This window comes from Flavonifractor sp. DFI.6.63 (genome assembly GCF_024462255.1).
Taxonomy (GTDB): domain Bacteria; phylum Bacillota; class Clostridia; order Oscillospirales; family Oscillospiraceae; genus Lawsonibacter_A; species Lawsonibacter_A hominis.
This window is the reverse complement of sequence record NZ_JANGBE010000009.1, coordinates 88459-104325: the sequence shown is the minus strand read 5'-3', so window position 1 is coordinate 104325 and position 15867 is coordinate 88459. Positions and strand designations below refer to the sequence as shown.

Genomic DNA, 15867 nt, shown 5'->3' with positions numbered 1-15867 from the left:
GTTTCTTCCGGCGGCAGCAACGGTTTGATCCGTTCCCATTGTTCTTTTGTTAATTCATATCGTTTCATGCCCTTAGCTTCGCATAACTTGCTTTATTGTGCAACTTTTATTTTTCAAACAAGCCCTAATATTTACTGAATAAACCGCCAAGCGGTTTATTCGTGCGGCCACTGCTGCATATTTCATCAAAGTGGGCTCTAAATGGCCCTTTTTGCGTATTTCCGTTGGAGCGCCGTATTGCTCCAACGGAAGATGCAAGGTTTTCTGGCTCATTTGACCGAAAGCCTTGCATTTGAACAAAGCCAATTGCCCTTGGAAGCCTTGGAATTTAAGGCTTTCGGTTTTGTTCAGTACGCATTACTTTATACTGCGGTACAGGAAGGCCATGATCTGGGCACGAGTGCAGTTGCTGGCGGGGGCAAACAGACCGCCGCCGATGCCGCTGCTACGCTGCTAATACCATTCAGCTTGGCCCAAGCAACCGCTTTTGCGTAATAAGCGTCAGCAACCACGCCCCTGAATGTATGCAAGCTTACGTTGGGAAAAGAAAAGCTAAAAACGAAAATGCAGAGGGAGCGTCTCCTGATCGATGGGTGTTCCTGCGTATTCGTCTCCCGCATGTTCCATCATATAGTTAATGACCGCCTGCATCGGATTGGAAATAATTGCGTTTTTGCGGTATGCGCACGCGAAAATGCGATAAGTGCTCCGTTTGTTTTTAATCCGGTAAAAAATGACATTCTCATTGTTACGGTCGGCGTACCAATAGGGAAGGATGGCCAAGCATTCTCCTTGGGCGACTAGGTTAAATCCGCGATCCCAGTTTTTGCAGACAAATATGACATTGGGCATCCAATCAAAGTAGCGGAACAGGTCATAAAAAAATACGGTGTATGCCTTTGCGTCAATTAAAAGAAAAGGCAGACCCTTTACATGACATAAATCCACGAAACCATCATCCATCTGTGTCTGTGCGAGAAGGGCATTTATTTCGTGTTTTTTCGGAACGCCCAAATAAAATTCCTCATGCCTCACAGTGACGTATTCCATGCTCGGATGAGCGTAAATGGCCGGTGTGAAAAGCAGGTCAATGTCTTTCTTAAGCAATGCGGATAAGAGAACTTCCACCGAATCCTCCAGTATGTGAGCATTTACAAGAAAATTGTTCTCCATGTAAGAAAACAATTTGGTGAAATACAAAAGGGTATATCCGGTGGGCCAGCCAATCCGAACATCCTTCACATTAGCGGCGGTCTTCATCTCTTCCAACATGCTTTCATAATTTTCCAGAAGTGCTTTTCCGTGTTCCAGCAGGACTGTGCCTGCAGCTGTTGGAATACAGCGTCCCCGATCACGCTCGTAAAGGGGAAATGTCAGCTCATCCTCGACCCTCTTGATGTATTGCGATAAGGCTGGCTGGCTGGTGTATAAGGCTTCCGCGGCGCTTTGGAAGCTCCCTTCACGGGCGATGGCACGCATATACATAATGGTCTTGATTTCGATAATCGGATGCATAACCTAAGTTTTCCTCCTGTAAAAATCCGGGACGAAATGAATCTTTCCGTTTCAAGCAAGAGCAGGAGGTACCGGTGTTGCGTATCCGCTACTCAAGCACCTCGGGATATTTGAGTCGGCAAACAGAAAGCAGAACCAATTAAGACTCTTTGATGGTTCTTAAAAACTGCCACCCAATATTGTTATATACCACAAAAAGGAGCTTGTGGCAATACGATTTTTTGAAAAACAGTATATAATATAATGTTATGCCTCTCCATTGATAATCCATATTTCACAAAAAACAAAAAATCAGTTATGCTTTTTTATGAAAAAAGGATGTGCAAAAAACATTTGTACACGTGCTAAAGAATAAAAACAAGGATACATCGAGGAGGATTGATGATGAAAAAAATTTACACGACAGCCTGCGGTACAGAGCCATATGACAAAAACTATGGCATCGGCTACAAGGTCGGCCACAGCTCCTGGACGCCCTATCCCCGCGTGGAACGTCTGATGAAGGCGTTCTTTGCAAAACCCTATGACATTGACCTGCAGCGTCTGCGGCTGGTTACTGAGGCTTACAAACAACATGAGGACTGCTCTCGAAAGCTCCAGTGCGCCTACGCGTTCGAGAACGTTCTGGAAAATGTCGATCTTGAGATCTATGACGATGACTTGATCATCGGCGAAATCGCCGCTCCCGGTAAGGCCGCTCCGATTTACCCGGAGTTTTCCGTCAAGTGGATCATCGATGAAGTTCTTCACTATCCCTTCGAGGAACGTCCTCATGATCAGTACTACATGAGAAGCGATGAAGACCGCAGGGAACTGGTGGAACTGTGCAAGTATTGGGAGGGCAAGACGGTATGTGATTATGTCGACTCCCGCTTGGACGAAGCCCAGCGCATCGGATCTCAGTCTGGCGAGAAGATCTTCCAGACCAATCTGTACCATTACGCAGGCGTGGGACACTACACCATAGACTATGTCCGCCTGATGAAGCTGGGATATCCCGGGATCATCCAAGAAGTGGATGAGGCTTATGCCAGACTTACCAAGAAGGACCCCGAGTACGATGAAAAGAGAGACGAGTACGAGGCCTCTTTGATGATGCTCAAGGCAAGCCAGAAATATCTTCTGCGCTATGCAGATCTGGCGGAGAAAAAGGCTAGGGCGGAGGACGACACCAAACGCAAGGGTGAGTTGAAGACGATTGCGGAAAACTGTAGGCAGATTTCTGCCGGTACGCCGCAGACATTCTGGCAGGCACTGCAGCTGTTCTCCGTTGCCACCTCTCTGCTCCAGATTGAGAGCAACGGACACTCCCTCTCCTATGGTCGCATGGATCAGTGGCTGTACCCCTTCTATGAGGCAGACATGAAAAATGGAACGATTACCAAGGATTTTGCCCAGGAGCTTCTGGAGGTCCAGTATGTCCGACTGAACAACCCCACTAAACTTAAGGACAGAGGTACCATCGTTGTGCGGAATGGCCGCAACTGGGGCGGCGAGTGCCTGACCATCGGCGGCGTTGACCGTGCCGGAAACGACGTTACCAACGATCTGACCTTTATGTTCCTGGAGGCTTCCGTTCATACCCGCATGGAGCGCCCCTGGCTGCTGGTGCGCATGCACGAGAAAACCCCGTATGAGCTAAAGGTAAAGACTGTCGAGTGTATCCGTGCCGGCTATGGCCATCCCAAACTCTTCAACGATAAATCGGCGATCCCCAGCATGATGCGGAAGGGCTGCTCCCTAGAAGAGGCCAGAGATTATGCGGTCGTGGGCTGTGTGGAACTTGCCGTGCCCGGTAAGGAATACGGCTGGCACGACGCCGCGTACATTAATACAGCGAAAATGTTGGAAATGGTCATCAACGGCGGCTGCACCTTGGACGGAAAACGCCTGGGTCCCGATACCGGCAGCCTGCTCACTTACAAAAACTTTGATGAGGTCATGGAGAGCGTCGATAAACAGTTTGACTATTGGCTGGATCAGGTGTGCAGCACCATGAATACCGAAGAGCGTGCCCACAGATACCGTAAACCTGTGCCTTATGCCTCCAGTCTGTTTTCCTCTTGTGTGGAGTCCGGCAAAGATCTGAATGAGGGCGGCGCTGTATACAACGGCACCGGGCCGCAGGCCAGCGGTCTGGGAACCTGCGCGGATATCCTCTGCACCATCAAGCAGTTGGTATTCGAAAAAAAGGTATGCGCTGGTGCCGAACTGCTCCAAGCTGTCAAAGATAATTGGGAAGGACATGAGAAACTCTATCAGCTGGTGAACAGTTCTAAAGTCCACCATTATGGAAACGATGACGATTATGCGGATGAGATTTTCAAGGAACTCTTTGAGCGCTTCTGCGAACGCGTTTCCGGACGGAAGAACGCCCGCGGTGGCGAGTTCAGACCGGGTGTCTATTCGGTCAACGCCAATGTCGGCATGGGTATGTTCATGAATGCCTCTCTGGATGGCCGAAAGAAGGGAGAAGCCATCTCGGACAACATGGGCGCTGTGCATACCGACGGCGGTTCTCATGATATCAAAGGCCCCACCGCGCTTGCCAACTCTGTGTGTAAAGTGGATCACAGCCTTGCCACCAACGGAACTCTGATGAATTTCCGCTTCCCCGAAGACGCAGTGGCCGGGGTGCAGGGCAGAGATAACCTGATTAACTTCATTGACGAGTACCTCGAAAGGGGCGGTATGCACATCCAATTTAACATCATGAGCTCCGAGACCATGCGGGCTGCACAGAAACACCCCGAGGACTACAAGGATATGCTGGTTCGAGTTGCCGGCTACAGCGCGTATTTTGTCGAACTGGGCAAACCACTGCAGAAAGACCTGATTCAGCGGACTGAACTGCATTTTTAACCCTCGGAACCGCCGGATTCCAGAACTTATGCTTCCAGGTCAGACGGATCATGAACCAGGTTGACTCAGACAATGTTAATATTTCATAGGAATTATTTGGGAGAAATCGGCCCCGTTTTTCAGAAATAGATGAGTTTACATAGATGGTAATGGCTGTTTATCAGGAAAAACGGGGCAATTCTCTCCGTAAGGCTTCAGCGGACAAAGCCAGCCGCCAGGTATCAGCTCCGGGTGTACACTTGCCGTTGAACGCCTTTATCTAAGGAGACGTGATTATCTATAAAAGGAACTGTTTTCAACATTCAGCGTTTTACTATAAATGATGGACCGGGTCTAAGAACGGAGTTGTTTTTAAAGGGGTGTCCACTCAAATGCAGGTGGTGCAGCAATCCGGAAGGGGCAATGCGTGTCATACAAACGGGGGTATATAGAACAAAATGTATTTCGCGCCGGAAATGTAATGCGTGCGAAGAAGTTTGCCCTCGGGAAGGCGCACTGTATTTTTACCGCGGGAAGATTGCCGCGATAGACCGCAGCAAATGTGTTAATTGTTTTGCCTGTGTAAAAGCGTGCCCCTCAGAGGCTATCAAGCAATGGGGCGTTTCGATGACTGTAGAGGAGTGTATGACGGAGATCCGAAAAGATCGCGGATATTATGACCGCTCCGGAGGCGGCGTTACGGTATCTGGCGGGGAGCCGCTTCTACAAAGCGACTTTGTGGCGGAATTGTTTAAGACCTGTAAGGACGAGGGAATCCAAACCTGTATTGAGTCCACGTTTTTTGCTCCGTGGGAAGAGGTTGAAAAAATACTCCCCTATACCGATGTCATTATTTCAGACCTTAAGCACATGGATACGCAGATCCACTGGAAGTATACAGGCGTGCACAATGAAACGATTTTACGCAATCTGAAACGGCTGACTGATGAAGGTCGAACGCTTATTCTGCGGATTCCTGTGATCCCGGAGGTAAACGATAATATGGAGAATATGGAGGCCACGGCGGAGTTCATCCTCCATGAGCTCCACAACCGAGTCAGCGTTCTTCAGCTTTTAAGTTATATGCGGCTGGGAGAAGAAAAGTATGCCTCGCTTGGAATACCCTACCCGATGGTGGATGTTAAGTTCAATAGAAAATCTTTTCAAAAGTGTGTGAGTGAATTTGCGGATTATTTTAATCGGCAGGGAATTCACTGCACAGTCGGCACAAATGCAAAAGATGAGACGCACGGGTAGACCGCAGCTTGACCGCACAGCCCATCTGTCCGGAAAAAGTATTCGCTGCCAGATGGGTTCGCGGGCGGCGTGGGAAATGCAAAACTATACACTATGCGAAGACAGCCGGATCTGATCCATACCGGCATCTGTTACAGAAAGGAATGTATTTGAGTGAGTGAGACTATGACAGTGGAAGAACTGATTGCCCGTTCCAAGGTGGCTCAGAAAAAATTCGAGTTTGCAACGCAGGAACAGGCTGATGCCGCCGCCCGCGCAGTTTGCAAGGCAGTTTATGACAATGCTGAGATGCTGGGTGCCCTGGCTGTGGAGGACTCCCGCATGGGCAATTTGAAAGATAAGATCGCCAAGTGCCGCAACAAGTCTGCCTTAATCTGGAATGATCTTAAGGACAAAAAGTCCGTGGGTATCATTAACCGCATGGAAGACCGCCGTATGTTGGAAATCGCGAAGCCGATGGGTGTTGTGGCCAGCCTGATTCCCTCCACCAACCCCGTTGTGACACCAATGAGTAATGCGGCATTTGCCCTCAAAACCCGAAACTCTGTGATCTTCTCTCCTCACCCTCGCGCCACCAAATGTGTCAAGTTGCTGACCGAAATGTTCAGGACAGAACTGGCGAAGCTGGATTTCCCTGAGGATTTGGTACTGTGCATTGAGAATGCTACCATTGAAAACAGCGCCAGCCTGATGAGCGGCGCGGATGTTACCGTTGCCACCGGTGGCATGGCCATGGTCAAGGCGGCCTATTCCAGCGGAAAGCCGGCGCTGGGTGTCGGCCAGGGCAATGTGCAGTGCATCGTGGACGACGACGTCGACCTGGCGGAGGCTGCCGAAAAGATCATTACCGGCCGCAGCTTTGACAACGGTCTAATCTGCTTGGGCGAACAGTGCGTTTTCGTGCCCAAGAACAAGTATACCGTCTTTGTTGAGGAAATGAAGAAGCAGGGTGCATTCTATATTGATGCCCCCGAGGCCGTGGATCAGTTGCGTAAGGGGCTGTTCCCGGACGGCGCTTTCAGCCGCGTTGTGGTCGGCCGCAATGCCGCCGGTGTGGCGGAAGGTGCTGGAATCAAGGACGTTCCTGCGGATGCCCGCGTACTGGTCGTGCCGGCAGCGGCTACAGGCTCCGGCGATGTGCTGTGCCGTGAAAAGTTGTGCCCTGTGGTTGCCATAATGGCTTATGACACTTTTGAGCAGGGCGTGGCCATGATGGTAGAGAACTTGGAGCACGAGGGGAAAGGGCACAGCATCTGCGTCCATTCCAATAATCCTGAGCATGTGCAGTATGCTGCGTTGCAGTGTAGCGTTTGCCGCGTGGTTGTCAATCAGCCCTCCGGAACAACCGGCGGCGGCAGCCCCAACAACGGATTTGTTCCCACCACCACTCTGGGATGCGGTTCCTGGGGCAACAACAGCTTCTCAGGCAATCTAAGCTATTTCCACCTGATGAACATCACCCGCGTCGGTTACCCCTGTGAGGAGTCTGTGATGCCCGATATGGATCAGGTCTGGCAGTAATAGTGTCCCGGGTACTGTGTCACGAACGAACGGACGGGATCACTGCCGGCAGCGTCCGGTTTAGATGACATAAATCATAAAAAAGGAATATGCACGATGGAAAGAGTTGCAGCATCTCTGAGAGAAAAGATTATGCCGGCGCAACAGGCGGCGCAGTTCATCAAAAGCCAGATGACTCTCGCAGTCAGTGGCTTTACCAACGTCAGTTACCCCAAGGCCGTCCCCACTGCACTGGTACAGTCCGGTCATGCCAGGGACTTGACACTGATCGTCGGTGCCGCGGTCGGCGATGAGATCGATGGTGCGCTGGTTCGCGCCGGCCTCCTGAAGCGTAGGTATGGCCATCAATCAAACCCGGATCTGCGAAATGCGATCAACGGCGGCTCAGTTTTGTTCAGCGATATCCATATCTCCGAGCTTCCCATGAACATGAATCAGAAAACCGGCCCCAGGATCGATGTCGCCATTGTCGAATGTACCGCAGTGACGGAGGACGGCCTGTATTTCGGTGCTTCTGCCGGTTCTGCCGATGCGGCAGTCAGAAACGCGGATAAGGTGATCGTAGAAGTCAATGAAACCCTTCCCATGGGATTGGTAGGAATGCACGATATCTTTGACGTGGGGTTGCCGCCACATGCAAAAATTATCCCAATTAACAAAGCCAGCGACCGGATTGGTACCCCATATATGCCGTGCTCTCCGGAGAAGATTGCTGCAATCGTCCTGACCAGAGAGCAGGAGCCCGCGCAGAAGTTTAAGGCAATTACCCCCGCCACCCGGAAAATCGGGGAGAATGTTGTCCAGTTTATTCAGAAGGAGATTGCAGAAGGGAGACTTCCCAAGAATCCTGGGCCAATCCAATCCGGTGTTGGTTCTGTCGGGAACGCCGTGCTGGCCAGCCTGGCCTCCAGCGGGTTCCGTGGGCTGAGTATGTACACCGAGGTCATGCAGGACGCGGCATTTGGTCTGCTGGAGACGGGAGTGCTCGATTTTGTCTCCACCAGTTCGGTGGCATTGTGCGAGGACAGTCGGAAGCGGTTTTATGATCATATAGAGGACTTCCGCAGCCGAATCGTCATTCGCCCCAACGAGGTCTCTAACCATCCGGAAGTCATCCGGCGTTTGGGTGTGATCGCGCTCAACACGCCCATCGAGGTGGATTTGTACGGCAATGTCAATTCCACCCACATCATGGGTACCAAGATGATGAATGGATTAGGAGGCAGCGGTGACTTTGCTCGCAGCGGAAGGATCAGCATTTTCGCTACGGAGTCCCTTGCCAAAAACGGCTTGATCTCCTGCATTGTACCTATAGTTTCCCATGTGGACCAGCCGGAGCATGACGTAGCGGTAGTCGTTACAGAACAAGGGATCGCCGACCTGCGCTGGAAGGCCCCGAGAGAGCGGGCGGAACTTCTGATCGAAAACTGTGCGCATCCCGATTATCGCCCCATGCTGCGAAACTATTATGAATGTGCGTGCAAGAATGCAGCGGATAAACACACGCCCCACGACCTGGCAAAGGCATTGTCTTGGCATCAAAGGTTTTTGGACACCGGAACCATGAAAGGTTAACTTTTACGAACATCTGATTAAGTATATGCCAAGCGACTTCCACTATAATAATCAAGGAGGTATGCGCAGTGAAGCGAAGCGCAAAAACAGCACTTCTGATTGCAGGACCAGCGGTTTTCATAGCGGCGACCCTGACCTTGTCCGCTGTGATAGGGCGTTCCGAGGCACAGGCGATCGGACTGCTGCTTTGGATGGTACTTTGGTGGATCACGCGCCCGGTCAATCTGGCAGTTACAGCATTACTTCCGTTTATTGTCAACGCACTGTGTGGAATCGTTCCGATGGAAGCGGTCGTAAAGAACTTTTTCTCTGAAGGTATCATACTTCTTTTTGGAGCCGGATTGGTAACTATGCCTTGGGCAAAAACCGGGCTGGACCGCCGTATTGCGCTGAAACTTCTCTCCATGATTGGATTATCAATGAAGGTTCAAATTGCTGTGTGGTTCGCCCTCAGTGCCCTGTTCTCTACAGTACTCCCCAATATTGTGGTCTGCATCCTGCTGACACAACTGGCGGTTTTGATGCTTCGAACTGTTGGCTGCGAAGATATCTCCAAAAGCAAGGAAGCTGTCCCAATACTTTTGTCCATTTGCTGGGGCGTAGCACTTGGCGGCGTACTTACACCGTTGGGGGGGGCACAGAATATTATTTCCCTTGATATTTATGAGGAGTTCTTTGGTACAGAATTTATGTATCTGGACTGGTTCATTGCTATACTTCCATACTATATCATTGCCTGTCTCTTCCTGCTGCTCTGTATCTATCTGATCCCATCACAGATAAAACGTCTGGATGGAAGCAAAGAGTATTTTCAGCGCAGCTATCAGGAACTTGGCCCTATCAAACGGGATGAAAAAATATGCGCCGTTTTGTTTCTCATCACAATAGTAGTCATATTTGCCCGGCCATGGCTGGCAAAATTATTACCTAGTATGACGCCCGCCTATTGTCTCCTGGCTCTGGGGTGCCTGAATTTTGTACTCCATTCGTCAGACGACCATACCCCATTCATTACATGGCAGGAAGTTCACTCGGGAACGAGTTGGGGGCTTCTGTGTCTGTGCGGTGGCGGTGCGGCTCTCGGCGTTACCATTGCCCAATCCGGAATCACAGATATCGTTTTGGACTGGGCCCAACATATTTCCCTGGATGGAGGTCTTACTACAATCGTTTTCTTGGTGGTCATAACCCGAGTTCTGGCAGAACTTGCAGATTCTCTGGCAGCAGCGGCTATCATGACGCCAATCGCCCTGCAATTTGCCGTAGACGCTGGGTTGAATCCAACTCCATACTTTTTCATTATTATCATGGCATACAGTGAGAACTTTATCCTGCCTCTCAGTCCACGCGCTGTATCGGTCGGATCCGGCCTGGATGCGAAGAAAATGATGTGCTACGGGATACCAATCAGCGCTGCAACTTCCGTTGTTGTGATTCTGATAGGCTATTTCTTGATGCAGTTCTGGCCGCCCTTCAGCTCTCTGCTTTACACAGGCTGAGGGACAAGCTATGCCGGATACATTCCTTCAATAGTGATTTTTGCGCGGAATAAAGGCTTATTTTCAGAAAAAGGAGGTAATGGATCGTCCACGGCATCTCCCCGCTTTTACGTACCAGAGATCGTGATATAGGTGTAAATAGCCCTGGTATGGGACAAATGGCCTTTATATATGCGCTTGAATCGGATAGTGTTGTTTATGTTCGAGTGAAGTAGATATTATATTAGGAGGGAAAAAAGTGGTTTTTGAAAGTAGTTTTATTCTTCTTGGTCTGGTACAGATAGTGGCCTACTTCATTTACGGGTGTGCTGGATTTGGAGCAGTCGTCGTTTCGGCACCATTTGCAACCAGCATTTTAGGGACCACAGTCGGTGTGCCCTTTGGTACACACCTTGTGCTGCCGTTCTCTTATACGATGACCCTCAGAAATATCCGCAGTGTGTCGTGGAAGGATCTGGCCAAAATTTTAATTGCTTGTGCTCCGGGCATCATTTTAGGCCAGTACCTGTTTTATGTCATTAGTCCAAATACGGCAAAGATTGCCATCGGAGCGGCCGTTGTTGTAATTGCTTTGATGCGAATTTACCAGCATATTTTTGTGCCTTATGTACTCAAGCGGACGGAAGAAACCGAGGACGGCACACCGGATACCATGACAAAGAAGATCATGCGTATCGTTTGCCTGGTCATCGGTGGTGTGGTTCATGGTGCATTTAATATTGGTGGGCCCCTGATTACCGTGTACACCCTGTCGGCAGTAAAGGATAAGACGAAGTTCCGCAACACGATGCTAGCTGTGTGGGCTTGCTTGGATACTTGGAATGCAGTTAACCAGTTTATAAATGGGGCCTGGACTCCCAAACTTTGGAGCGCACTGGTAGTCTGCTGGCCCTTCGCCTTGGTCGGTTTCCTTGTCGGTAATAAGCTCTTCAATAAAATTAACCGTGCGCAGTTCCTGAGGATTGTCGACGTAGTTCTGCTCGCAGTTGGTCTTAACACCCTTATCCGCGCTGTCGCGGCTGTGATTTGACCTCCATGATCGAGCTTGATATTTTGGAGACACAGGAAAATCAATTGCGCTTCCATCACTTTGATGGCGAGGAAGCATACCAATTAGGTACCTTCATGGCAGAATACGCAAAAGAGCATGGGATCACAATTGCATTCAGCATTCGGTTAGCCAATGGTTATGTGATTTTCCAGTACGGGCCGGACGGAACCAGTTTCAACAACCAACGGTGGATGGATCGGAAATTTCGCACCGTCTGCAACTGGCAAAAAAGCTCTCTCTACGTTACATATATGTTGGAAAGGAAAGGCCAGTCATTGGAGCACCACGGATTAGATAGCGAAACATATGCCTTATGCGGCGGCGGTTTTCCGATCCGGGTCAACAACTTTGAAGGAATCGTGGGCGTTATCCTTGCATCCCATCTTCACCCTGTTGCCGATCACGGTTTCATTGTCGACTGCCTGAAAGCATACCTTCAAAAACCTGATGTTCCTGGAATAGAAATGTAAGGGCACATATTATTTCAGGGCTTGTCTGAAAAAGGCAGAGATTGTGCTAAACCAACAAGATAGCAATGGAGGCAAGATACACAAAGGCCAGAAAGGAAGCATCCGACTTGTCATATCTGGTGGCGATTCTGCGAAACCACTTGATTTTCTGGAAAAACACTCCACCAGATGGCGTTCCTTATACAGGAACCAGTCTACCGGCCATGGATCGGAAACGTTGCTTTTGGGCGGAATCACATAGCTGGCCCTGTGATCCCAAATATATTCCCGAATCGTCCGGGCGCCATAGGCCCGGTCTGCCAGCACAGCACTCTCGCTAATTCTGACCTTTTTCAGCAGTTCAACAGCGTGAAGCGAATCGTGGGCATTTCCAGCGGAGAGAAGGAACTTTACCGGGTTTTCCAAACCGTCTACGACCGCGTGGAGTTTTGTGTTCCACCCGCCTTTGGTACGGCCAACCGCCTTATCCGCCGTTTTTTCCCCGCCATTTGGCGAATCGGGCGTACATAGACTGCCAGGGGCCATAGGCCTCCGGCAGCTCACGCCACTGAGCACCGCTCCGGACGATCCAGAGCATCCCGTTGAGCATGATCCGGTTATCCTTCCGGGGACGGCCCCGCTTCCCCGTTTCTTCCGGCGGCAGCAGCGGCTTGATTCGTTTCCATTATTCTTTTGTTAATTCATATCGTTTCATGCTCGTAGCTTCGCATAACTTGGTTTATTGTGCAACTTTTATTTTTCAAACAAGGCCTAATAAAAAGCAAAATTAGGAGGATTATTATGCTTAACAACAATTTCAATTTGCCCGGTAAGGTAGCGATCGTTACTGGCGGCGGCGGTGTGCTCAGCGGTGTCTTTGCCGAGGCTCTGGCCTCTAACGGCGCCAAAGTTGCCCTGTTCGATATCAACGAGGAAGCCGCCAACAAGGCCGCTCAGCGGCTGACCAACAATGGCTGCATCGCCAAGGGCTATAGGGCCGATGTTCTGGATGCGGATAGCATCTCTGCGGCTTATGAACAGGTGAAGCAGGATTTCGGCACCTGCGACATCCTGCTCAACTGCGCCGGCGTTCATCACCCCATGGCTACTACCGGTCATGAGCAGCTGACTCTGGAAAACATGAACGACGATACCCGGAGTTTCTTCGACCTGGATCTGGAGAAGGTCAACTGGGTGTACCGTCTGGACTTCATCGGTACCTTCATCCCCACTCAGATCATCAGCAAGGACATGGTCGGCAGGGAAGGCTGCTCTATCATCAATATTTCCTCCATGAACGCCATCAGCCCCACCACCACTGTGCCTATCTACTCCGCCGCCAAGGCCGGCATCAGCAACTTTACCGCATGGCTTGCCAACTATTTCGCCCTGGTCGGCATCCGCGTCAACGCTTTGGCCCCCGGCTTTTTCGTTACGAACCTCAACCGCAATATCATGTACCATGAGGACGGTACCCTCACCGGCCGTTCCGAGCGTATTCTGGCTGGTACTCCCGTGGGTCGTTTCGGCGATCCCCAGGAGTGCGCCGGCACCCTGCTGTATCTGGTGGATCCCGAGCTGTCCGGTTTCGTAACTGGTACTGTGATTCCCATCGACGGCGGCTTCAGCGCCTATTGCGGTGTGTAATTATTCCATATCAGGCCGGGGCAAAGGCTGGGCAAGCTTTCCCTTACAGATATGGAATGTGGTGGCTAGGGAATAGGCAAAAATACCGGAAAGCGCTTCGTTTATCCCGCAGAACAACTGCCGGTAAAGAGAGGATGCACTGCTGTGTATTATGTTGGAAACCTTGAAAATGCCCCTACCGTGGAAACAGCTGATCCGGAAAAACGAATTCGCCGCTGCCTCATTTCGCCGTTGCTGGATCCCTCAAATCGGGATATTGCGCTTGGCATGACAGAAATGCATCCCGGCGCTGAGTCAAATTTTGCCTGGCATCCCGAAGGAGAACTGTTTATCTGCACATCCGGCAGCGGCCATGTCCGAATCGAAGACGAGGTCATTGAGCTGAAAGAGAATTCTACGGTTTATGTGCCTAAGTTTGCAAAACATCAGCTTTTGGCAGATAGCGGGGATATCTTCACCGTATACTGGGTCCTGACACCTCCCTTCGGCGGCGACAAACAGATTATCGGCCTTGCCAGTAGAACAGAGGAACCTGACCAACCGCAGACAAAGGGTAGATAAGCCACGGTTCCGCCACGGAATTCCCTGATATTTCTTTCTAGAGAACAAGATAAACCGGAAAGCCACGGAGCTTACCGTTTCGGTACAACTCCGTGGCTTTTTCTATGTCAGGAAGGAAAACTATAACAAAGAAATATTTCTTGCTTGATTTGGAGTAACAACAAAACCAACTGGTAGTGTCAAGGATTTTTCGCTTACAAAAAATCCGGCGTCCCTATGCTGTATAGGACGCCGGATTTCCATTATGCCTTTGTCAGTAGCGCGAGCTTTCTATCGAACAGCAGCTCGTCGGTATCAGTCACGGAGCAGCCCTTTTCCGACGCCTCATCCCACACGGCGAACTCCGGGAATGTCGTACAGCAACCGTCTTTCCGCATCCGCTTCATCTGGGCGGCCCACAGGGGGACGCCTGCGTTGTGTTGTGGCCGCTGTTAGGCGGCTTTCCTCTTGGGTTTTGATTTTCCTCTTGTAAACAATTCAACCTTTATACTCTGTGGCTATTATAGAATAGCACAAAGTGCCCTGCACTTGGTGAACAATCTGTAAACCACTTCCATATCTTGCGGTTTTCTGCCGTTCCTGCCAGTAGCCCAGGCCGCTCCCACCGTCAATGGTCAAGATAAACGGCTTATGCCGCCATTGACAGCGGGAGCGGCCTGGGCTTGGAGGTAATCAAGGGGTGTACGCCAGTCTGTGGCGTACACCCCTATACCAACTCTCATTTATCTCCCGTTACTTGGCTGAAATGCCACAATCCAATAGTGCCCATCCGCTTTCTCCAATGTTAGAACACTGTGCTCGCTGTACAACCGCACGACATCGCCGGCCACCTCTCCCTGGATGCACTGAAACATACCGGGGCCGAAGTCGGAGGTGTAATTATAATAGGCATCGTATTCTTCCAAATAGGCCACGGCAGATGTATCCAAATCCGCTGTCGTAATACCAGCATATTCCATCAGCGCCGCATCCACAGCACTGCGAGAATATTTGTGAATGGGAACGGGCATATCGTCCTGCTCCTCCACTTCTTGGAAAGGCCAGCACTCCACGGTTTTCAGCGCCTCAAATTCCGCATCCGATACCGGGGTTTTATCACCATCACCGGGGAAATAGCGCATAAACTCCTCGAAGTTCAACGCGCTCACATCGTCATAATGTGAAGTAAAGAAACAACTGACTGGCCGCACCTGCGTGATGGTTTCATCTTCATCCCGGACGATAGATGCAAAATACGCATTCGCTTCTGCAATCTCCGCCTCGGTCAAAGCGGCGGCGGGCGGAGCGTACACATTGTATTTGTTGGAATGGACCGTATTCCACTGATGGTCGGGATTCAGCAAAACTGTCTTCCAAAAGCAGCTGTTCTCAGCATCCCAAATATAATCGTACATGGTAAAGCCCACACCGGTGGTCGCCATCACATAGATGTGGTGTTCCAAATCTTCCGCTTTCGGATTTTCTGCATCGTTTCCGTTTTGCTCAGAGACCCAGAACTGTACTTCCCCATACTGCACATATTCATTGTACAGCGGGAAAACCTGGTCTCCTTGCCGAACAAGCAACAGCCATGTGTCGCCGGAGTCCCATCCCATTTGCCCATCGGGGGCGATCTGCGCCGAAGTGTAGAGTTCAATGCTGGCGGTGTCCTCATTAGTCAATCGGTGTTCTGCTTGTTCCAATAAGGTCATAGATTCCGTTTCCAACTGCTCCACGGAGCAAATCTGCTCTCTATCGGCATCCAATGTGTCTTCTGTCTTACAGCCAGCAGTGAATAACAGGAGTACCACAATCATGATAGCTACGATTTTGCGATTCATAGAAATTCCTCCTTTGTCTGTCGTGACATGGCTGATTATCTTACTATTTTCACTAATCATATTATACGATTTTCCAATCTCTAGCACAAGATGGAGGGAGCCATTTTCCGCTCTGTTTGTCAGAAATCTTT

The 15867-nt window shown here is 50.3% G+C and carries 12 protein-coding genes and 1 pseudogene; 10 read left to right on the top strand and 3 right to left on the bottom strand.

What is annotated here, in order from left to right; all coding sequences use genetic code 11:
• The first annotated feature begins 201 nt into the window (after positions 1–201).
• On the top strand, positions 202–495 hold the full coding sequence (locus NE547_RS06975; protein WP_256175158.1) for a hypothetical protein: 294 nt from the start codon (positions 202–204) through the stop codon (positions 493–495).
• 57 nt (positions 496–552) lie between these two features.
• Here the strand turns inward: NE547_RS06975 and NE547_RS06970 are convergent, their stop codons facing one another.
• Positions 553–1515: a LysR family transcriptional regulator gene (locus NE547_RS06970; protein WP_256175157.1), complete on the bottom strand. Its 963-nt coding sequence runs from the start codon at positions 1513–1515 to the stop codon at positions 553–555.
• 384 nt (positions 1516–1899) lie between these two features.
• Here NE547_RS06970 and NE547_RS06965 point away from each other — a divergent pair, with 384 nt between their 5' ends.
• The 7 genes from NE547_RS06965 to NE547_RS06935 all read left to right on the top strand — a co-directional run bounded on the left by NE547_RS06965 (position 1900) and on the right by NE547_RS06935 (position 11729).
• The gene (locus tag NE547_RS06965) at positions 1900–4377 is read left to right on the top strand and encodes a formate C-acetyltransferase/glycerol dehydratase family glycyl radical enzyme (protein ID WP_256175156.1); all 2478 of its coding nucleotides are present in this window, start codon (positions 1900–1902) and stop codon (positions 4375–4377) included.
• A 279-nt stretch (positions 4378–4656) separates the two neighbouring features.
• The gene (locus tag NE547_RS06960; RefSeq protein ID WP_370866828.1) at positions 4657–5613 is read left to right on the top strand and encodes a glycyl-radical enzyme activating protein; all 957 of its coding nucleotides are present in this window, start codon (positions 4657–4659) and stop codon (positions 5611–5613) included.
• Between the two features lie 165 nt (positions 5614–5778).
• Positions 5779–7134 carry an aldehyde dehydrogenase family protein gene (locus tag NE547_RS06955; RefSeq protein WP_256175155.1) on the top strand — a complete coding sequence of 452 codons (1356 nt, stop codon included), beginning with the start codon at positions 5779–5781 and terminating at the stop codon, positions 7132–7134.
• A 96-nt stretch (positions 7135–7230) separates the two neighbouring features.
• A complete protein-coding gene (locus NE547_RS06950; protein WP_256175154.1) occupies positions 7231–8709 on the top strand; it encodes an acetyl-CoA hydrolase/transferase C-terminal domain-containing protein in 1479 nt (492 codons plus the stop codon).
• A gap of 68 nt (positions 8710–8777) precedes the next feature.
• Positions 8778–10208 (top strand): SLC13 family permease, encoded by a 1431-nt coding sequence (locus NE547_RS06945; RefSeq protein WP_256175153.1) that lies wholly within the window; start codon positions 8778–8780, stop codon positions 10206–10208.
• A gap of 238 nt (positions 10209–10446) precedes the next feature.
• Positions 10447–11238 carry a sulfite exporter TauE/SafE family protein gene (locus NE547_RS06940; RefSeq protein ID WP_256175152.1) on the top strand — a complete coding sequence of 264 codons (792 nt, stop codon included), beginning with the start codon at positions 10447–10449 and terminating at the stop codon, positions 11236–11238.
• A gap of 5 nt (positions 11239–11243) precedes the next feature.
• On the top strand, positions 11244–11729 hold the full coding sequence (locus tag NE547_RS06935) for a heme-degrading domain-containing protein (protein ID WP_256175151.1): 486 nt from the start codon (positions 11244–11246) through the stop codon (positions 11727–11729).
• Positions 11730–11775: 46 nt separating this feature from the next.
• Here the strand turns inward: NE547_RS06935 and NE547_RS06930 are convergent.
• Positions 11776–12384: pseudogene (locus tag NE547_RS06930) on the bottom strand (IS5 family transposase).
• Positions 12385–12506: 122 nt separating this feature from the next.
• Between NE547_RS06930 and NE547_RS06925 the strand changes: the two are divergent.
• Together NE547_RS06925 and NE547_RS06920 are read left to right on the top strand one after the other, a co-directional pair.
• On the top strand, positions 12507–13355 hold the full coding sequence (locus tag NE547_RS06925; protein ID WP_352408350.1) for an SDR family oxidoreductase: 849 nt from the start codon (positions 12507–12509) through the stop codon (positions 13353–13355).
• Between the two features lie 144 nt (positions 13356–13499).
• On the top strand, positions 13500–13916 hold the full coding sequence (locus tag NE547_RS06920) for a cupin domain-containing protein (protein WP_256175149.1): 417 nt from the start codon (positions 13500–13502) through the stop codon (positions 13914–13916).
• A gap of 722 nt (positions 13917–14638) precedes the next feature.
• Here NE547_RS06920 and NE547_RS06915 read toward each other — a convergent pair.
• Complete coding sequence (locus NE547_RS06915) at positions 14639–15736, bottom strand: hypothetical protein (protein ID WP_256175148.1); 1098 nt, start codon at positions 15734–15736, stop codon at positions 14639–14641.
• Between the last annotated feature and the right edge of the window lie 131 nt (positions 15737–15867).